Below are 19,372 nucleotides of genomic sequence, written 5' to 3'. Positions count from 1 at the left end.
TATGTTAACTGAACAACTTAACAGGAATTCGTTTTCGGCCAAAGCCCCCTGGGTTTGGCTCAAACACTCCGGCGATAGAGGCATGACAATTTGAGCACCGTGCTTGGCCCTGATGGCTGCTTAGGTTCCATTGAGTCAGTTGATACCAATCTCGCTGAATCAGCAGAGTGTCACAATTGGGACAATGGGTAGCATCGCCATTTGGGTCGACGACATTGCCAGTATAGACGTAGTTAAGTCCCATCTCCTTGGCTAAATTTCGGGCGGATACTAGGGTGGATTTCGGAGTTTTTGGCTTATCCATCATATGAAAATCAGGATGAAAGGCGCTGAAGTGCAGGGGAGTGTCAGTGCCGACGTTGTCTAGCAACCAGCGGCACATCGCCTCAACGTCTTTGAGGCTGTCGTTTTCATCGGGAATCATTAAGTTGGTGATCTCAAGCCAAGCGGAGGTTTCCTGTTTGATGTAGGCAAGAGTCTCCAGCACCGGCGCCAACTGCCCATGACAAATTTTGCGATAGAAGGGCTCGGTAAAGGCTTTGAGATCAACATTGACGGCGTCCATGTGGGCAAAAAACTGCTCTCGAGGTTTAGCATCGATGTAACCGGCGGTGACTGCCACTGACTTTATACCCTGTTGACGACACGCTTGGGCAGTATCGACGGCGTATTCCAGAAAGATCACCGGATCATTGTAGGTAAAGGCGACGCTTCTGCACTGATGCGTTTTGGCGGCATGAGCTATCGTTTCCGGAAGTGCATGTTGGGACAGTGAGTCCCACTGTCTGGACTTGCTAATGCTCCAGTTTTGGCAAAATTCGCAGCTTAGGTTGCAACCGGCGGTGCCAAAAGAGAGTACTGGGGTTCCGGGGAGAAAATGGTTGAGGGGTTTTTTCTCTATAGGGTCAATGCAAAAGCCACTGGAGCGGCCGTAACTGGTGAGCACAATTTGGTTGTTGTGGTTGGCTCGCACGAAACAAGCGCCACGCTTGCCCTCTCTGAGTTGGCAATGACGAGGACACAGATCGCATTGAACTCGACCATCTTCGAGAGGGTGCCAATATTGGGTATTGACCCACCCCTTGGGTAGTTGATTGGCTGTCACAATTGACCGTCCTAGGTGTGAGCTATCAATTTCCTATAGTGTGTTAAGTATATGCTGAGAAGTATTGAGCGCTATCGCGTGGCTCGACTCTCAGGTTAATGGCGACACCGTCAGTTGTGCATATTGCGAGGAGCAGCAGATGGCCAAACGATTACCTGCAGTGGCGGGGCAGTTTTATCCCGAGGGCCGAGACGAGCTTGAACGCCTTTTAAGCCGATTTGGCAAGGTGCCATTGCCTGAAAGTTATCGAGAACTGTTATCAAGCGCTGAACTGATGGGAGCGATTTTACCGCACGCGGGTTATTCCTATTCAGGGGGCATTGCTGCTAATGGAGTGCGGGCATTAGCGGCAAATTCCTGCTCTATTAAAACGTTAGTTGTGCTGTGTCCTGCGCATCGACTGGCCTTTTACGGCATGGCTTTGAGCTCTGCGGATGCTTTTGTTACTCCCCTTGGTGATGTGAAGGTGAACCGAGCGTTAGGCGATAAACTGCTGGAGTGCGAGAGTGTTGCCGTTCTGGACCAAGCCCACCAGCGGGAACACGCCATAGAGGTTTTGCTACCTATGCTTCGCTTTTGGCTGCCTGAGATTACCATTGTGCCCATTGTGGTTGGCGACAGTGCGCCAGCCACGGTAGCTGCTCTGCTGGCTAGGGTTTGGCTGCAGCCTAGTACTGCGGTGATATTTAGCACCGATCTCAGCCATTTCCTACCCTATGAGCAAGCGCGTCAACGGGACGCAAACACCTGCCATCAGTTGCGCCGCCTTGAAGGACTGCTGACCGGGGAGCAGGCCTGCGGCTGTCGCAGCCTCAATGGCTTACTGCAGTTATCCAAAACTCTGCCGATGCGGTGTGAGCCTTTGGAATATTGCAATTCCGGTGATACGGCTGGCGGTAAAGATCGCGTTGTGGGCTATGCCAGTTTCGCCATCCACCGCCGCTAGTTGAACTATTGTGAAAAACAGCCCTTACCACTTCTCGGCGTAACTGCCACTGCCGTTGCCATCTTTAAAGGCGAGAGCCATCTGCCGATAGGCTTGTTCATAATCTCCTTCAACTGCCGCTTCATAGGCAAGGTTGCCCCGAACCTGCTCACGAATAAGTCCCGCTGCGGTGGGGTAATCGGCCAATAGTTGGTTGATGTCTGGGGTTTCACTGCTGGGGTATTCGTACACCATGCCTTCGGCGTCGAACATCAGTGTCAGATCTTCAGGCTCAAGGTGTTGAGCTCGATGTTGGTCAATCTGTTGTTGATTTGCTTGATTTACCTGATGGCCGCCAACAATTAGCGCAGACAGCGCCGCAATGGCAAACATCGTGGTTCCAATGGCTTTAAGCATAGCCGCCTCCGACCAAGGATGCCGTCCATTGCATCGGTAGCCCAGTGGCCGAACAGCTCGGCCACCGTCATCCTAGCTTAAGTATAGGCGCTGTCTGTTGTACTGCATTGTCTTATGATTGCTTAGGCTTGCGTCAATTGCTGGCGCAACGCTTCAAGCTGATCTCGAAGGGCGGCCGCTTCCTCAAACTCCAAGTTTCTGGCGTGTTCGTACATCTTAGCTTCCATCTCTTTGAGCTGTTTGCTGAGCGCCTTCGGATCCACATCCGTGTAGCTGGATTTCGGTTCAGCCACTTTGCGTTTAGGCTGCTGCGCTGGGCGACCTCCCAAATCCATGACGTCGGTGATCTTCTTATTCAGCCCGGTTGGCACAATGCCATGTTCGGCGTTGTAGGCTTGCTGCTTTTCTCGGCGACGGTTGGTTTCATCCATGGCACGGCGCATCGAGCCGGTGATGGTGTCGCCATAGAGAATCGCTTTACCATTGATGTTACGTGCGGCGCGGCCGATGGTCTGAATCAGTGAACGGTCAGAGCGCAAAAAGCCCTCTTTGTCGGCGTCTAAAATGGCTACCAGAGACACCTCCGGCATGTCCAAGCCCTCACGTAGGAGGTTGATGCCTACCAGCACGTCGAATTCACCCAGTCGCAGATCGCGGATGATCTCCATGCGCTCCACGGTATCGATGTCTGAGTGCAGATAACGAACCTTGATGCCATGCTCATCAAGATATTCACTGAGATCTTCCGCCATTCGTTTGGTCAGGGTCGTAACCAGCACGCGCTCGTTTTGGGCGATGCGCTTACGGGCTTCGGAAAGCAGATCATCCACCTGAGTGCCCACTGGGCGCACTTCAAGTTCAGGATCCAACAGACCGGTGGGCCTCACCACCTGATCGATCACTTCGTCATCGGACTTCTCAAGTTCATACTTGCCCGGCGTTGCCGAGATAAACACCGTTTGTGGGGTGATCGCTTCAAACTCTTCAAATTTGAGCGGTCGGTTATCCATGGCTGATGGTAGGCGAAAACCGTATTCCACCAGCGTCTCCTTACGGGAGCGGTCCCCTTTGTACATGGCGCCAATTTGCGGCACGGTAACGTGGGATTCATCGATCACCAGCAGACCATCATCCGGAAGGTAATCCAGCAGGGTTGGGGGCGGCTCGCCGGGAGCTCGGCCAGAGAGATAACGGGAATAGTTCTCGATGCCGGAGCAGTAGCCCAGCTCCATCATCATCTCGATGTCGAACTGGGTACGTTCCTTGATGCGCTGAGCTTCAATCAGCTTGTTGTTGTCCAGCAGATATTGATGGCGAATTTTAAGCTCGGCTTTGATCTTATCGATGGCATCGAGCACCGTCTCTCTGGGAGTAACGTAGTGAGTTTTCGGGTAAACCGTGGCTCGAGCCACCTCTTTTTCCAACGCGCCGGTGAGTGGGTCAAACAGGGTGATGCGCTCAACCTCTTCGTCGAACAACTCCACTCGTACCGCGTGGCGTTCAGAGTCTGCAGGGAAGATGTCGATCACCTCTCCCCGAACGCGGAAAGTGCCCCGTTCAAAGGCTTGGTCGTTGCGGGTGTATTGCAGCTCAGCCAAGCGTTTTAGGATGTCTCGTTGGTTGATGATGTCGCCTTGGCGCAGATGCAGTAGCATCGCCATGTAAGCTTTGGGATCGCCCAAACCATAGATGGCGGAGACGGAGGCCACCAGAACCACGTCTTTACGCTCCATTAAGGCCTTGGTTGCCGACAAACGCATCTGTTCGATGTGGTCGTTGATGGATGCGTCTTTCTCGATAAAGGTATCCGACGCCGGCACATAGGCTTCTGGCTGATAGTAGTCGTAGTAGGAGACAAAATACTCCACCGCGTTTTCCGGGAAGAACTCTTTCATCTCCCCATAGAGCTGCGCCGCCAGAGTTTTATTAGGTGCCATGATGATGGTCGGGCGACCTAACTCTGCAATTACGTTGGCGATGGAGTAGGTCTTACCTGATCCAGTTACCCCAAGTAGGGTTTGATGGGCTAAACCGCTGTCGATGCCATCCACCATTTTGGCGATGGCACTGGGCTGATCTCCCGCAGGGTTAAAGGGGGAGTGGAGTTTAAACGGACGGCTCATTTACTTCCTCTGGACACAGCTGGCTGGTGACAAAGCGCCATGCGATGACGGCGGTACCGATATTGGCAATGGCCGCCCCAATGAAGACGCCATTGAGACCGCCAATCTTACCACCGATGAACGCCAGAGGCAGGTACATCAAGAACAGTCGCACTAAATTCAGGCCTAGAGCGCTCATCGGTTTGTGCAGCGCATTTAGGCTTGAGTTGGACAAAATCACCACCCCTTGAGCGCCGTAGGCGATGGGTAAAATCATCACCAACATGGTAATGATCTCTGCCACCTCAGCGTCCTGACCAAAGGCTTCACCAATCAGCTTGGCACTGAGCAGCAATAGCAAGTAAACCAGCGCCTGAAAGGCGATGATAAATTTAATGGTGCCTCGGTAGGCGCTGCGAACGCGGTCGTGACGTCCTGCGGCAAAGTTCTGGCTGATGAACGGCGGCAGTGTCATCGACAAGGTTAGGATCACGAGGGTAACCAAAGACTCCAGGCGGCCGCCAACACCAAAAGCGGCGACGGCGGCTTCGCCATATTGGGCAACAATGGCGGTCATGCCTGCCATTGCCATCGGCGTTAACATGTTTGAGCCAGAGGCGGGCAGGGCGATCTTAAAGATGGTCTTGGTGGCTTGCCAGCGACACTTCCAGCTGGAAGTCCAAGAAACTGCCTCCATGTCGTTGAACATCTTAAGGATGATGAAGGAGCTAACGGCGTAGGCTATTACCGTTGCCAAGGCTGCGCCCTGAAGCCCCATGGCTGGAATCGGACCCAAACCAAAAATGAACAGAGGATCCAGTACCACGTTGATGGCGGCACTGGTGGCCATGACGATGCTAGGAATTCGAGTGTTGCCATTGGCGCGAAGTACGGCGTTGCCCACCATAGGAAAGGTCACAAACACCGCCCCGGCAAGCCAAGTATTCATGAAGTTGGCGATCAGCGGCAGGGTGGACTCCTCTGCGCCAATCAACAGAAAGATCGGGTCATGCAGCAGATACACGAGTATGCACAGTAGGATGACCAAAATGGCAGAGATGGCCACTGCGACCCCACCTTGGTGTTTGGCAAGTAGGCTATCCCCTTTACCCTGACTGTTTGCCACTGTGGCTGAAGTGCCGATGCCAAGGCCAATCATCAAGCTGATTACGGTGAAGGTTACTGGGAAGGTGAAACTGAATGCCGCCAGCTCTTTGGTGCCAAGTAAACTGACAAAATAAGCGTCCACGAAATTGAACGTCATCATCATCAACATGGCGATGAGCATAGGCCAAGTCATTCGCCACAACTGACTGCGAACGTCTCCTTGGGTGAGATCATGGACTGATGAGCGGCTCACTCGGCCTCCTATAGTGGTAAATCTTTCAAATTGGGCATGTTTAGCACGTTATGTGGGAAATAATGCACAGAACATTAATTCATCAACTTAATCAAGTTATGTGATTTAGCTCTAATGAGTCTGTAATGAAATAATAACGCTAACTGATTGATTTACAATAGCATCGATTATTGTGCTGATGTCGTGGATAAGCAAAGCAAACCCCGTCATTACGGGCATTGTAGCGAGCTAACACATCTTAATTAACACAGTTATCCACAAAAACAGTGGATAAAACTTGTAAGGCCAATCAGGGCGCGAGCTAGGGGGATGTCAATACCCCAAGCTGTGTTTTTTACAAATTCATCACTTACGCGGTAATCCCCATATTGTAGAGTAATTTCCATTGATTCGGCAGACTCTTATATAAGACATAGACTTAGATTGAATAAGGTTTAACTTACCTATACGCCAGCTTAGGAGGATTTAACCAGTCGCTTGCAGAAAAATGCACTAGTTCAAGACGATTATGTGCCATTGAGAACAAAGCAAATGGATTAGTTCTATTTGTAAGCAATTAAATCAATTGGGTTATTTTTTGGCTATGTTCGTTTGTGGTGAACTCTGTCGTTCAGCTGAGTCGCACCTTTCTTTTAATAAAATTCAGTAGGACGGTTGACAGTGCGTTTTGCCCTGATTAATATGCGCACCGTTCTCAAGCGAAGCAGGTTGTTGAATCTGTTGGATTTGTATTGAGAGTAAAGCTTAGAGAGTAAAGCTTACAAAATTCGATTCCCCCTTAGTTCAGTCGGTAGAACGGTGGACTGTTAATCCATATGTCGCTGGTTCAAGTCCAGCAGGGGGAGCCACCTTCAGAAAGCCCGCATCTTTGATGCGGGCTTTTGTCATTTCAGTTTCCTTAATTGTCGTCGTCGGTAGAACGGTGGCCTGGCTGTATTAAAACCGGCATATGTCGCGGGTGTAAGTTCAGCAGGGGGAGCCACTTCCAGAAAGCCCGCATCTTTGATGCGGGCTTTTGTCATTTCAGCTTCCTTAATTGTCGTCGTCGGAAGAACGGTGGCCTGGCTGTATTAAAACCGGCATATGTTGCGGGTGTAAGTCCAGTATCAGATACCATATTCGTGATTAGGTGTTGAGTTCGAGTTTGTCGCCCCTTTAGGTAAACAGGTTTTGTTGCAAATCGGTAGGGCAGAATCAATAATTGATTTGAGTGCATGATATTGATTTTGAACATTATTTTACCCAAAGTGCAGGGGTTTGATTATCGCCGTTAATCGGAACAATTGAATGTGTTTTTTCGTGCTGTAAAGGAGTCAGCTGAATTAAAGTGCGAAAGGCATGTGTTAGCTGGGTTAACCATCAGCGTTAAGGTTTAGGGTGATGCGCCACGCTTGATAAAGGCCTGCAGATGAAGGCGCTTAGAAAGGTGTTCGCTTTGATGTTAGTTGGTATCGGTGTTGAGGTTGGAAAAGGCGACAAGGAGCCGTTTATTTATGAATCAAGTGCCTGATTTTTATAGTTATACCTACGACGAGCTTATTGATGCTAAAAACAAGATTGATAAAGACTCCAACCCCGAACAGTATCGAGAGATAGTGCATCTTCTCAGTATTCATACTCCTGAGTCGTTGAAAGTGGCTAAGGTTGAGGCCTACAACGAGCAAAAGTATCAGACCCTTTGGCGGCGCTTAGGGGCATTATTCGTAGATTATCTGCTACTTGTAGGGTTATTTAATCTTCAAGCTCTGGCGTTAGGAATCGAGTTTGATTGGGGAAATAAACTGTTGATGGCTTGGGCTGGGATTGAGTCTTCAATCTATTTTGTCTTGATGCATGGCGTGCTGGGGAAAACTCTGGGGAAATGGCTTTTCAGGGTTCAAGTGGTTGATGTCGTTAGTGAGGCCAAAATCAGTTTATGGCAGTCACTGCTTCGAGAATCGGTATTCCTGTTTTTCAGTGTGTCTAGTTTACTGATGTTCCTTTTCATGGACATCGACAATCACAAGGTATGGGACTTAACCGACCCGATTTTTACCAGCAATCTTATTCTTGGTTTGCTGAGCGCAGGGTGGACGATCGCTAACCCAATTACGGCGGCGTGCTCAAACAAAGCCAGGGCGCTGCATGATTGGATAGGGACCACCGTGGTGGTGCGTTCAGACTTGAGGTAAGGAGAGCCACCACCCCATGGCAGCCCCTCTCATTTTAAATCGAACTTCAAGCGGAGTGTTAAGCAGAACTTCGTTTGAACTTGGCTTTCATGGTACTTGGCAGTAGCAGCAGTAAAGCCGAGATGACTCCCAAAAGGTGAGCCTCAACCGCCACGTTGGCATCTATAAGACTCGCCAGTTCGGTACTGGCGCCCATGGTGTTTTCCCAAGCCACTTTTGCAATCACGCCAATTAGCATCAACAAGCCCATTTTCTGGCCCGTTTGCCACTCTTTCACTGCGCCATAGGTAAACCAGCTGTGAAGCAGGGCGCTGAGTCCTACGTAGTAGTAAGTGGCGGGAACCCAAAGATAGATACCTATGCTAATTAGCAGTAAGCACCCAAGGCTAAATAGCAGCAGCTTTTTGGTGTGGAAATAGGGCTGAAATAGCCCCAACATCAGCCAAACGCCCCCTAGGTTCATCAGTAGGTGGTAGCCGTTGCTGTGAAGGAAGTGACCACTGATAAGTCGCCAATACTCCTGTTGCGACATGCCCTCTCGAGACCATATTAATGTGCTTTGCAGCTCTGGCAGCAGGTAGAGCGCAACCATGATCAGGCTAAATGTCAGCGGAATGGCCAGCTGATCCCTATTTGGCCATCCCCATTTGCTGTTAGCCAAGCTGAGCTTTCTCACGAGTGGTCGCCAAAATGGCGTCTCGGTCGTTCAAGTAGTTTTCTAAACCACGACTGCGCAGTTCACAGGCTGGGCATTCGCCACAACCAAACCCTTGAATGCCGTTGTAACAGGTCAGGGTGTGGTCTCGAACCAGCTCTAGAGCGTTGTAGTGATCAGCTAACGCCCAAGTCTCCGCCTTATCCAGCCACATTAGCGGCGTGGACAGCGTTAGCTCTCGGTCCATACCTAAAACCAGCGCTTTCTCTAGCGCTTTAACGAAGTCGTTACGGCAGTCTGGATAACCGGAATAGTCGGTTTCGCAAACGCCGGTGATGACAGTGCTGGCACCTACTTGATAGGCATAGATCCCCGCTAGGGTGAGGAACAAGATGTTTCGCCCTGGCACAAAGGTGTTCGGTACGCCCTTTTCAGAAAGAGTGCCGTCTACTTCAATGTCATCACGGGTTAGGGAGGAGATGGCGAGCTCATTCAATAAGCTAACGTCCATCACCTTGTGCGTTACGCCCAGCTTTTTGGTAAGCGCTTGAGCGATTTCAATCTCTTTGACGTGGCGCTGACCATAGTCGAAAGTGATGGCGTGCACCTGCTCAAATTGCTCTAAAGCCTGAACTAAACAGGTAGTGGAATCTTGACCGCCGCTAAATACAACAACGGCGGTGCCTTTGGCTTTTGTCATGCCAATACTCCGGTTTTCATCAAATAGGATGAGTGTGTGTTCCACGGGAGATTCTGGTTGTGGGTTGTGGCGAAAGCCGCAACTGCGTGGTTTACCCGAGGCCGTAACCTCTTTATCATTCCCGTTTTGTTTTAGGTGGGCATGGTAACCAATGCAATCCCAAGTGTTAAGAGAATTAGCCACTGAGCGTATGCCCTTTGGCAAGTATCAAGGCGTAATCATGGCAGAGCTGCCTATCGCCTATCTGGTCTGGATGCAAAATAAGGGCTGGCCTAAAGGTGCGCTGGGGGAGAAGTTGGCACAGCTGCTGGAGATTAAGCACAACGGCTTAGGCTACCTCCTAAATCCCTTGAAACAGCCTGACGACAGTGGCTATTGAGTCACGCGGTTGTTGATAAACACGGTTCTGCTTCCATCAATGATTCAGTTTCGACCATTCATAAATCCCCTTCACTCAAGCGGCCGTAATTTCTCGCCTTGTCAATGATGGCAAAGGGTTAGCTTGTGACAGGTCGCTGCATAGAACTCTGCGGGCTTGCCTTCATTCCGTCATAAAGTTGTAACTGCTGCAGGCGATGCTGCCCCCTAAAAAGCGACCAGAGACAGATAATGCAGCAGGCTCTTTTTACCAAGTCGGACTCGCTATTTGAGTGCGCCTCCAACTTGATTCAGCGTCAATCAGTAACGCCAGATGATGCTGGGTGCCAGCGCTATATTGCAGCTCGGTTGAAAGCCATGGGGTTTACCATTGAGCACCTTTGCCATCATGGGGTCAGTAACCTTGTGGCTTACATGCCTGGGAAGCCGAAACTGGGGTTTTCCGGGCATACGGATGTGGTGCCTGCCGGAGAGCATTGGCAATTCTCGCCGTTCCAATTGACCGAACAAGGCGGGCGTTTATATGGCCGTGGCATCGCTGATATGAAAGGAGCCATCGCCGCCTTTATCACGGCGCTGGAGCAATTGCCCAAAGTGCCAGAAGGGGTGATGGTGCTGCTGACCAGCGATGAAGAGGGGGAAGCGGAGTTTGGCTCGAGCTCCATCGTCAATTATCTGGCCCTGTGGCAGAAATTGCCGCCTTGGGTGTTGGTGGGCGAGCCGACAGCAAAACTGCACAGCGGCGACACCATCCGCAATGGGCGACGAGGCGCCATCTCTGGAGAGCTCAAATTATGGGGGCAGGCGGGTCACGTTGCCTACCAGAGAAGTGCCGACAACCTGTTGCATCAAGCTCTCGCCCTAGGTAATCAGTTGGCGAGCTTACAGTGGGATCAAGGCTGCGAAGACGTACCTGGAACCGCCTTTCATATAACCGGCATTGAGCCTTCTCCTTGGCTGGATAACGTTACCGCATCCAGTGTGACGCTGCGTTTTAATGTTCGCTACTCCCATCGATTTAATGCGCAAACGGTGGCAAATAAGATTGAATCGGTTATTGCCCAAAGTGGAGTGAATTACCAGATTGAATGGGGACGAGATTGTCAGGCGTATTACTGCAATGAGCACAGTGGCAACAGTTTGATCAGAGCGGTTGAGCAGGCGGTGATTAAGGTCAGCGGGCGTTTTCCGTTACTTTCAAGTGCGGGCGGCAGCTCTGATGGTCGTTTTTTCGCAAAAGCTGGCGCCCAAGTGGTGGAGTTAGGTTTGCCCAATGCCACAATCCATCAAGCCAATGAGTGTGTTGAGGCAAAAGAGCTGTACCGATTGCAGCAGCTTTACTTTGAACTACTCAAGGAGCTTTGAGCGTGAGACGGCATAGTTGCTCTCAAGCCGTCTCAAATAGAAAACCCTAATGTACATAAGGGCTGATGTAGCGCCGGCGGCGTTTCAATTTAAGCTTGTGAGTGTCGATAAGGACGAGCCCGTCAATGCAGTCTGAAAAGTCGGGATCAATGCCAAAGTCGATAAACTGTACGCCGCCTTTATCACACAGCTCGCCGTACTGTTTATAGAGGGTCGGAACGGTCACTCCTAACTGCTTTAATCGTTGTTTTAGCGTTTTAAAATCGGACTGGTAGTCGCCGCAGAATATCGACTCTAGCTGTAAAGGCGTCAGTCGGCTTTGATATGGGGTTCGATGATTGGCTTTTTGTGGTTCATTAGCGGGTGGTGAGAAGTGTCGTTGATAAAAGCCGATAAGCAGATCTTTCGCTTCGACAGGCAACTGGGCAGACACAGAAACTGCGCCAAACAGGTAACGATACTGGGGATTAGCTGCCAGAAACGCACCAATGCCTTGCCAAAGTGAGTCCAGCGCTCGCTTTCCCCAATATTCTGGCATAACGAAACTGCGCCCCAATTCTAGGCCTTGGTGTAGATAGGGCGTCATACCCGGTAAGTATTGGAACAAGGTGGCGCTATACAGTTTGCTATTTGGTTTTGCTGCATCGCCCATTCGATAGGCGCCCACAATTTGCCGCTTACTGGGGTTCCAGAGAATTAGCTGAAAATAGTGGTCATCAAAAGCATCGAGATCTCGGCTATTACCGCTACCTTCGCCAACGGCTCGAAATGCCAGCTCCCGGCATCGGCCAAGCTCTCGCATGAGCGGCGATTGTCGGCCGCCCTGGTAAACAAAGATCTGCATGCCATCGGCGGTGTGCCCCAATAACTGACTCTGAGCCAACTGCGCTTCAATTTGATCTTTGCACTCTGCGTCAGCGATAGCGGTGTGTGTTGGCAGTAAGCCTTTCTCAGGAGTACCAAGCCGATAAAGATGCTGTTTGAACAGTGTTAGTTGCTCAGACATGGGGCTATCTAAGGCCTCTATCGCCGAGTTAGGAATGAGATCCCCTACGTGCATAATCAGTGATTTATGCTGCAGCTTGAACATCTCTTGAACCAGCATTGCCGTGCCTATGGGCCGGTAAATGCTAGATAACCCGTAGAACAACCAGGAGCATTTTGCTTCGATTCGAATTGGTAGGATCGGGGCTCGACACTCTTTGGCAGCCCGAAGAAAGCCCTTACGCCAGCTTCCATCTTTTACCCCCTTGGCCGTAAGTCTGGAAACTTCACCGGCGGGGAAGAAGATCACCACTCCGTTGTCCTCTAGATGCTGGCAAATGGATTGATACTGGCTTCGGCCGGCTCGCTCAAAGACGTTAACCGGACAAAGTAGCGGAGTAAGAGGCTCGAGTTCATTAAGAACCACATTGGCAACGATACGCACATCTTTTCGTACCCGCCCAATTTGCTGCAATAGCCCCAAACCATCCAGAGAGCCAATAGGATGATTGGCGATGATCACCACTCGTCCTGAAGCAGGAATTTGGGCGAGCTGATGGGCCTCAAGGCGGCAGTCAAAGTTTAAAAATTCGAGAACTTTATCGACAAACTCAAACCCTCGACAGTCGGGATACTGCTTCGCAAAATCGTGAAACTGCTGCTCTTTGACTAAGCGTTTGAGGAGTGGGGTTACCAGTTTTGGCGCTGGAAGGTTAGGGAAGTGACGAGAGACTAGTGTATCAACCTGTATCATCTGTGAAATCTTAGAGTTATCCCAAATTTGCCCCAGCATAGATGAGCAAAGTGACGTCTAGGTAACCATGGTATGAACAGCAGATGACAAAAAAGCCAGCTCAATGAGCTGGCTTTTAGGATGATGGTGGAGGGGGAAGGATTCGAACCTTCGAAGGCGGAGCCGTCAGATTTACAGTCTGATCCCTTTGGCCACTCGGGAACCCCTCCACGGAATTCTCTAATAGATTGTTTAATGTGCTTCTATCTAACACGTTTCGGCTTAACTCTCATGAGCTTAGCGAAATGATGGTGGAGGGGGAAGGATTCGAACCTTCGAAGGCGGAGCCGTCAGATTTACAGTCTGATCCCTTTGGCCACTCGGGAACCCCTCCACGGAGTTCTCTAGATAGATTATTTAGTGTGCTTCTATCTAACACGGTAGTTTAGTGGCCAAGGAATCAGACCAGTCTGATCACAATGCCTTTGGGGGCCACTTGAGAACCCTCCACGGAGTTCTCTAGATAGATTATTTAGTGTGCTTCTATCTAACACGGTTGTTGCGTGGCCAAGGAATCAGACCAGTCTGATCACAATGCCTTTTGGGGCCACTCGAGAACTCTCCACGGAGTTCTCTAGATAGGCTGTTTTATGTGCTTCTATCTAACACGTTACTTGCTTAACTCTAATGAGCCTAGCGAAATGATGGTGGAGGGGGAAGGATTCGAACCTTCGAAGGCGGAGCCGTCAGATTTACAGTCTGATCCCTTTGGCCACTCGGGAACCCCTCCACGGAATTCTCTAATAGATTGTTTAGCGTGCTTCTATCTAACACGATATTCGTGTGGCCAAGGAATCAGACCAGTCTGATCACAATGCCTTTTGGGGCCACTCGGGAACCCCTCCACGGGGTTCAATTCTTTCGAATTGTAGTTGAGGACTTGCGCAAATTTGTTTTGCTCTCTGTCCCTCAACTGCGGCGGCTATACTATCAAAGCTTCGCAGCCTGTAAAGAAGTAATTGAGAATTTTCCTAAAGTTTTATGCCTTTGCGCCGATAAAGTCATTGAATCAACGATTTTTGGATGTTTTCTATGCAGACTCAGGCCATCTTGGTCAATGAATGGCAACTAGGCGATGCGCTTGGTCAAGCCATTCAAACAGATAGACGTAGCGACTTTGGCTTAATGTTAGCCATGCTGTCGCAAGACGTCCGTCTGCATGGTGAATTCCAACTGCCAAAACCGGATGAAAAACCATCAAAAGATCTGCGTGAGCAGTTTCAATTACCTGAGCCAGAGCCAATGCTAGGGGAATACCAGCAACCCCAGCGCTCGGTTAAGATTGCCGATGCCTTTCAAAAGTCCGATTTGGTTCAAAGCCGTTTGCAGCATTGCTTAAAGCCAGATGCACTTAGCTATCAGGGCAGTCACCCACACGGTGTTCAGCAAGCCCTTGAAAATTGCCCACCGAATGTTGCAGATTTTGAGAAAGCCAAGTCCGTGCAGCCTCCAAAAACGTGGCCTTTGGGGCAACTGTTAGCGGCTCAGCGTCTTCAATCCTCCGCAATCGCTGCGGTTGCCTGATAAGTTTTATCACCGCTGCTTTCCGAAAGCCCCTCAAATTGGTTCGACCTTTTAACCGTCATCTCCATCAGTGTGTGATCTGGTTCGCATATTAAGACCAGGCTCAAGGGCTATAATTTCACTGAATTTTACTCAGTCTACCCAGAGGTTTTGATGAACACTGAGAATCAAGACGTAGCTTGCGACGCTTGTGGCGTATTTATGGACATCGGTTCCATTATCGCGGAAGAAGACAACGTACTGAACCTGCCTATTCAGGCTCAAAATGAAGCGGCTGCCTTGGCGTTTTTTGCATCCTACCGAGAGCGTGCAGAGAAGCGCTTTGGCGATTCGGTTTCCTCTGAAACTCATTGGGATTCCGACAAAAGTGAACTGAACGCCAAATTGGTATTCAGCTGCGCGGCAGAGCGGATCATTTTTGAAATGTCTTTGGCTTAAACTGCGAGTCAGAGACTCACTGCCGGTTCCAGCCAGTTATTGATTGGGTGCGGCATTAAAAAGGAGTGCATCTGCACTCCTTTTTCGTGGGCAATGGCTAGCGTTATCCAAGTAAGCACTTTTTGGCTTTCAGGCCACACCCACAAGGGCAGGGGTCATTGCGGCCGAGCTTGATGGTGGGTTTGATTTCACCTCGGCAGTATTTCCAAAGACCGTCAACTTTGGAAAATTGCGATCGTTCCCACAACGCCAACACCTCTTTTCCCTGTTGATACCACGCTTTGAATTCCACCTCTCCACTGGATGTGGACGGGGGTGGCGCATCCACGATCTCCAAGCCTACAAATTTGCTTTGCTTACAGGCCTGCGCCAGTTCGGTGACATTCAATCCACTGCGATATTCAGGATGATGAGTGTCAAACAGATATTGCGCGTCTCCAGTCACAAAAGCGCTGTAGCGCGAGCGCATTAGTTGTTCCGGCGTTAGGGCATCAATGTGGAGTTGATGCAATGGCTGGCAACATTGCTCGAATGCGGTGCTTGCGCCGCAATAACAGACTTGGGTCATTAAGGATTAACTCTTGTGGTCGGTGAGCGCTGGTATTCCTGATAGAACAGTTCCTCTTGGCGAGGACTGTTTAGGAACTTTTCAGATTTGGTACGGTTAGCCGACTCGCTGATGATCTGCCAATGTTTATCTTGATTACGTTGGAAGCTCATAATGTACTTACCAACGAATTCGCTCGCCGGCTGCTCGGTGCTTTTGGCTGGTGTGTAGACCACCAGATAGTACCCAGAGTCAATTACGGTATCGGCACTCATCTGACGATTAACAACTCGGTAGTGAACTTTGAGCTGTGCGCCTCGCTGGCGGATCTCCTGAAACCAATCATCAATGCCTTCGGCTATCTGCTGTCGGCCATTAAGCAGTCCTTCCTCTTTGGAAGCACTGATTAAGCAAGCGTTATCGCTGTAAAACTGAATGAGATCGTCTGTCTTCAAGTTGTCGTAGGCAACAGATAACTTGGCATAGATCTGGTTAATTTCTGTATTTATCTCATTGCTGGCTCTGGCACTAAAACAGACCAGCAATGTCAATATTAAAGATAACGCTCGCACCTAGATGTGCTCCAAACTCGATACACGGGGTAACTATCGCTGCTGATTAGCCATGCTGTAAAGGGTTAAACCGTTGCAAAGTTTATCAAAGGTGTCTGGATGCACGTTTTGTAGGCGATCAAAACCCATTAGGGTCGGCGTGAGTTTGGCTTTGGGTATACTAGTACAAAAGCAGCGTGACGGAGGTAGAGATGTCGACCAGTGAAATGGAAGAGTTTTTAACTGAGATGGCGGATGTGAAGCCCATGGCTAAAAGCGACACTCGCAGCTCATTACATAAACCGATGTCGCCAACTGAAGCGCAGTTGGCGCGGCGACAATCCGCTCAAGCAGAACAAACTTCTGAGGGGCAAGGGTTGAGCGATCACGGCTTGATGTTGATTGCTCCTGAAGATCCCATCGAGTTTGTTCGCCCTGGTGTTCAGCATGGTGTGTATAAGAATTTGCGCCTTGGTAAGTATCAGTTGGATGCTCGGTTGGATCTTCATGGCCACTCAGTGAATGAGGCCAAACAGGCACTGTTACAATTTATTGAGGACTGCCAGCGCATTGAAGTGCGTTGTGCGCTGGTACTGCATGGCAAGGGTCTGCACACCACTCCGTTTAAGGGGTTACTCAAAAGCCATGTTGCCCACTGGTTGCCTCAGATCCCGCAAGTATTGGCGTTTCACTCCGCGCAAAAACAACACGGTGGTACCGGTGCCATCTATCTGCTGCTGAAGAAAAGTGAGTGGGAGAAATCGGAAAACAGAGAACGGCATCAGAAACGGTGATGATGCATAAAAACAGGGAGCCAGTGGCTTAATGCCGATCGTTTTAGCTAGTTGAACGATCCTGCAGAGGCTTCATAATCGGCCGCAACATCAGTTGCGGCCGATTTTTTATGTCTGAGTTTTCAAAAGAGTTACAGGTTACCGCCGAGTTTTGTCATGAGCGTCCAATTGATGTGTTTAGCAAGCACATCCCTTTGGAGTGGGTTGAAGAGGCGGTTCAGCAAACGGGTCGCGTTTCAGTCAGAAAGCGCCGTCTTCCCGCAGAGCAGGCGGTTTGGTTAGTGCTAGGGATTGGTCTTCAACGTAATCGCTCGATTCAGGATGTTTGTGACAAGCTGGAACTCGCATTTCCTGATTCCGATGGTGAGCTCGTACCGATGGCAACAAGTAGCATTATCAAGGGCAAAGAAAGGCTAGGCGCAGAGCCCATGCGCTATCTGTTTAAAACCACCGCTCAGCAGTGGGAGCAGCAATCTGACTTCGATGAAGTATGCGGACTCAAGCTTCTCAGTGTCGATGGCACTTACTTTAAGACTCATAATACTGAAGAAAATCAGCGTTTTGGTTTCGCTCAAAAGGGAGCGTCGTTTCCGACGGTATTGGCAGTGACCTTGATGTCTACACGAAGCCACCTCTTGTCTGATGCGGCTTTTGGTCCGGTCACGAACAGTGAAATATCCTATGCCCAGCAGCTCGTCGGCTCTGCTCCTGATAACTCATTAACGCTGTTTGACCGCGGCTTTATGTCTGCGGAGTTATTTACCAGTTGGTGTGGAGCGAGCAGTAACACGCACTGGTTAACGCCGATGAAGGCCAAGATAAGCTATGAAGTCATTGAAACCTACACTGAACACGACCACCTCATCGAGATGCCTGTTTCACCGCAAGCTCAGAAACAGGCTCCATACCTTGGAAAAGCGTGGCAGGCTCGCCTCATTCTCATCCCAACCCCGAAGGGAGAAATCAAGGGCTTTATCACCTCTTGCCAATGCCCTGAACGCTACCCATTTGATGACCTCGTCAGAGTCTATTGGCAGCGCTGGGAGATAGAACATGGCTACGGCGAGCTGAAACAGTACCAACTGCAAAATAAGCCAACGTTACACAGCAAGAAGGAGCTGGGGATATACCAAGAGCTGTGGGGGATTTTAACCAGCTACAACATTGTTAGGCTGGAGATGGCCGAGATGGCCGAGATGGCCAAACAGTACCAAGTAGACCCTCTGAGGGTTAGCTTCATCAATGCGCTGTTCTTGATAATGGATGAGATGATCTGGGCGAGTGATACCCGAACCCCAGGCGCAATACCGAAACACTTAAAGACCTTAAGGGACAATGGCAAGCGCTTCATATTGCCCAAGAAAAGAGAACGAAAACCCTATCCTCGAGTAGTGCTCAAAAAGCCAGCTCGCTATCCCAATAAAAATGCCACCCGCTCTTAAGCGAGTGGCATTAAGCCATCGGCTCCCTGTTTCGTTATTGGCGGTCAATCAGTTTGAGTTTGGCAGTGTGATATTAAGCTCGAGCACTTGCCAGTTATCGACGTTATTGTCTAACTGGATATTGACCTGATCGCTGTCGACTTCAACGTATTTGGCCAGCACCCTTAAGATGTCGCGTTCAAGGTCTGGCAAAAAGTCAGGCCCTTCTCGACGGCTGCGTTCGTGAGCCACGACGATTTTTAGGCGGTCTTTAGCGAGTTTGGCGGAGCTAGGCTCCTCTTTGCGGAAATAGTCAAAGATCGACATTTAGCTAGCTCCAAATAGGCGTTTTAAAAAGCCTTTCTTCTCTGGTTCAACAAATCGCATTGGAAGACTTTCACCAAGCAGTCGGGCAACGGTATCGGTGTAGGCTTGTCCTGCGTCACTGCCGCTATCGAGAATCACCGGTGTTCCTTTGTTAGAGGCATTAAGCACCGCCTGTGACTCTGGAATAACGCCCATCAAAGGGATAGCCAGAATTTCAGTAATGTCGTCAATGCTGAGCATTTCGCCTTTCTCAACACGCTCAGGGTTGTAGCGCGTCACTAGCAGGTGCTCCACGACGGGCTCCAACCCTTGCTCGGCGCGGCGAGACTTACTCTGAAGCATGCCGATGATGCGATCGGAATCTCGAACTGAAGAGACCTCTGGGTTGGTGGTAATTACTGCTTCATCCGCATAGTACAGGGCCATCATGGCTCCGTTTTCAATGCCAGCGGGGCTGTCGCAAATAACAAATTCAAACTCGTGTTTAAGTTGGTCCAATACGGCACCAACCCCTTCCTTATCCAGTGCATCTTTGTCGCGGGTCTGCGACGCGGGCAGGATAAACAGGTTTTCGCAGCGTTTATCTTTAATCAGCGCTTGGTTTAGGTTGGCTTCGCCATGGATGACATTAACAAAGTCATACACCACGCGGCGTTCACAGCCCATAACCAGATCGAGATTTCTCAGGCCGATATCAAAGTCGATGATAACGGTTTTATGGCCAGCTTGCGCCAGGCCCATGCCGATGGCAGCACAACTGGTGGTTTTGCCGACTCCGCCTTTGCCGGAGGTGACAACGATGACCTTAGCCATAA

At 50.1% G+C, this 19,372-nt stretch carries 19 protein-coding genes and 4 tRNA genes; 9 read left to right on the top strand and 14 right to left on the bottom strand.

From position 1 onward, the window contains the following. Positions 1–4 precede the first annotated feature (4 nt). Positions 5–1,105 (bottom strand): AmmeMemoRadiSam system radical SAM enzyme, encoded by a 1,101-nt coding sequence (gene amrS / locus FCL42_RS12860; protein ID WP_136863825.1) that lies wholly within the window; start codon positions 1,103–1,105, stop codon positions 5–7. A gap of 139 nt (positions 1,106–1,244) precedes the next feature. Here amrS and amrB point away from each other — a divergent pair, with 139 nt between their 5' ends. Next, a complete protein-coding gene (gene amrB / locus FCL42_RS12855; protein WP_136863824.1) occupies positions 1,245–2,051 on the top strand; it encodes an AmmeMemoRadiSam system protein B in 807 nt (268 codons plus the stop codon). 24 nt (positions 2,052–2,075) lie between these two features. Here amrB and FCL42_RS12850 read toward each other — a convergent pair whose 3' ends face one another. The 3 genes from FCL42_RS12850 to FCL42_RS12840 form a co-directional block, all read right to left on the bottom strand. Further along, entirely contained in the window at positions 2,076–2,447 is a 372-nt protein-coding gene (locus FCL42_RS12850; RefSeq protein WP_136863823.1) for a hypothetical protein, read from the bottom strand. 122 nt (positions 2,448–2,569) lie between these two features. After that, positions 2,570–4,570 (bottom strand): excinuclease ABC subunit UvrB, encoded by a 2,001-nt coding sequence (gene uvrB, locus FCL42_RS12845; RefSeq protein ID WP_136863822.1) that lies wholly within the window; start codon positions 4,568–4,570, stop codon positions 2,570–2,572. Further along, positions 4,554–5,849 (bottom strand): MATE family efflux transporter, encoded by a 1,296-nt coding sequence (locus tag FCL42_RS12840; RefSeq protein ID WP_407644375.1) that lies wholly within the window; start codon positions 5,847–5,849, stop codon positions 4,554–4,556. Before FCL42_RS12840 ends, uvrB begins: the two co-directional genes overlap by 17 nt. Before the next feature lie 832 nt (positions 5,850–6,681). Between FCL42_RS12840 and FCL42_RS12835 the strand changes: the two genes are divergently transcribed. Continuing rightward, positions 6,682–6,757, top strand: a tRNA-Asn gene (locus FCL42_RS12835). A gap of 645 nt (positions 6,758–7,402) precedes the next feature. Next, entirely contained in the window at positions 7,403–8,080 is a 678-nt protein-coding gene (locus tag FCL42_RS12830) for an RDD family protein (RefSeq protein ID WP_136863821.1), read from the top strand. Between the two features lie 58 nt (positions 8,081–8,138). On the opposite strand, the gene rrtA is transcribed toward FCL42_RS12830, so the two are convergent. Both rrtA and queC read right to left on the bottom strand, forming a co-directional pair. Continuing rightward, positions 8,139–8,756 (bottom strand): rhombosortase, encoded by a 618-nt coding sequence (rrtA, locus tag FCL42_RS12825; RefSeq protein ID WP_205729263.1) that lies wholly within the window; start codon positions 8,754–8,756, stop codon positions 8,139–8,141. Next, positions 8,734–9,435, bottom strand: a complete 702-nt coding sequence (gene queC / locus FCL42_RS12820) for a 7-cyano-7-deazaguanine synthase QueC (RefSeq protein ID WP_136863820.1) — start codon at positions 9,433–9,435, stop codon at positions 8,734–8,736. Before queC ends, rrtA begins: the two co-directional genes overlap by 23 nt. A gap of 163 nt (positions 9,436–9,598) precedes the next feature. Here queC and FCL42_RS12815 point away from each other — a divergent pair, with 163 nt between their 5' ends. Continuing rightward, positions 9,599–9,814 (top strand): DUF3820 family protein, encoded by a 216-nt coding sequence (locus FCL42_RS12815; protein ID WP_324612877.1) that lies wholly within the window; start codon positions 9,599–9,601, stop codon positions 9,812–9,814. Positions 9,815–10,044: 230 nt separating this feature from the next. Further along, entirely contained in the window at positions 10,045–11,178 is a 1,134-nt protein-coding gene (gene dapE / locus FCL42_RS12810) for a succinyl-diaminopimelate desuccinylase (protein ID WP_136863818.1), read from the top strand. A gap of 46 nt (positions 11,179–11,224) precedes the next feature. Here the strand turns inward: dapE and FCL42_RS12805 are convergent, their stop codons facing one another. The 4 genes from FCL42_RS12805 to FCL42_RS12790 form a co-directional block, all read right to left on the bottom strand. Further along, entirely contained in the window at positions 11,225–12,916 is a 1,692-nt protein-coding gene (locus tag FCL42_RS12805) for a lysophospholipid acyltransferase family protein (RefSeq protein ID WP_136863817.1), read from the bottom strand. A 124-nt stretch (positions 12,917–13,040) separates the two neighbouring features. After that, positions 13,041–13,125 (bottom strand) — tRNA-Tyr (locus FCL42_RS12800). 79 nt (positions 13,126–13,204) lie between these two features. Continuing rightward, a tRNA-Tyr gene (locus FCL42_RS12795) sits at positions 13,205–13,289 on the bottom strand. A 311-nt stretch (positions 13,290–13,600) separates the two neighbouring features. Beyond that, positions 13,601–13,685 (bottom strand) — tRNA-Tyr (locus tag FCL42_RS12790). 293 nt (positions 13,686–13,978) lie between these two features. Between FCL42_RS12790 and FCL42_RS12785 the strand changes: the two genes are divergently transcribed. Together FCL42_RS12785 and FCL42_RS12780 are read left to right on the top strand one after the other, a co-directional pair. Next, positions 13,979–14,479: a VC2046/SO_2500 family protein gene (locus FCL42_RS12785; RefSeq protein WP_136863816.1), complete on the top strand. Its 501-nt coding sequence runs from the start codon at positions 13,979–13,981 to the stop codon at positions 14,477–14,479. Between the two features lie 153 nt (positions 14,480–14,632). Continuing rightward, positions 14,633–14,917 (top strand): DUF406 family protein, encoded by a 285-nt coding sequence (locus FCL42_RS12780; RefSeq protein ID WP_136863815.1) that lies wholly within the window; start codon positions 14,633–14,635, stop codon positions 14,915–14,917. Between the two features lie 103 nt (positions 14,918–15,020). On the opposite strand, the gene FCL42_RS12775 is transcribed toward FCL42_RS12780, so the two are convergent. Together FCL42_RS12775 and FCL42_RS12770 are read right to left on the bottom strand one after the other, a co-directional pair. Next, positions 15,021–15,485: a YchJ family protein gene (locus tag FCL42_RS12775; RefSeq protein ID WP_136863814.1), complete on the bottom strand. Its 465-nt coding sequence runs from the start codon at positions 15,483–15,485 to the stop codon at positions 15,021–15,023. Continuing rightward, the gene (locus FCL42_RS12770) at positions 15,485–16,036 is read right to left on the bottom strand and encodes a YybH family protein (RefSeq protein ID WP_136863813.1); all 552 of its coding nucleotides are present in this window, start codon (positions 16,034–16,036) and stop codon (positions 15,485–15,487) included. The genes FCL42_RS12775 and FCL42_RS12770 overlap by 1 nt, the downstream gene beginning before the upstream one ends. A gap of 191 nt (positions 16,037–16,227) precedes the next feature. Between FCL42_RS12770 and smrA the strand changes: the two genes are divergently transcribed. Together smrA and FCL42_RS12760 are read left to right on the top strand one after the other, a co-directional pair. Beyond that, complete coding sequence (smrA, locus tag FCL42_RS12765; RefSeq protein WP_136863812.1) at positions 16,228–16,809, top strand: DNA endonuclease SmrA; 582 nt, start codon at positions 16,228–16,230, stop codon at positions 16,807–16,809. 110 nt (positions 16,810–16,919) lie between these two features. Continuing rightward, entirely contained in the window at positions 16,920–18,251 is a 1,332-nt protein-coding gene (locus FCL42_RS12760; RefSeq protein ID WP_136863811.1) for an IS4 family transposase, read from the top strand. Positions 18,252–18,299: 48 nt separating this feature from the next. Here the strand turns inward: FCL42_RS12760 and minE are convergent, their stop codons facing one another. Together minE and minD are read right to left on the bottom strand one after the other, a co-directional pair. Next, complete coding sequence (minE, locus tag FCL42_RS12755) at positions 18,300–18,557, bottom strand: cell division topological specificity factor MinE (protein ID WP_136863810.1); 258 nt, start codon at positions 18,555–18,557, stop codon at positions 18,300–18,302. Beyond that, a complete protein-coding gene (minD, locus tag FCL42_RS12750) occupies positions 18,558–19,370 on the bottom strand; it encodes a septum site-determining protein MinD (protein WP_136863809.1) in 813 nt (270 codons plus the stop codon). Positions 19,371–19,372: the final 2 nt, after the last annotated feature.

Origin of the sequence: Ferrimonas aestuarii, assembly GCF_005116665.1 — a bacterium.
Lineage (GTDB): Bacteria > Pseudomonadota > Gammaproteobacteria > Enterobacterales > Shewanellaceae > Ferrimonas > Ferrimonas aestuarii.
Note: the sequence above shows the minus strand (reverse complement) of the source record. Positions and strands in the feature narration are given on the sequence as shown.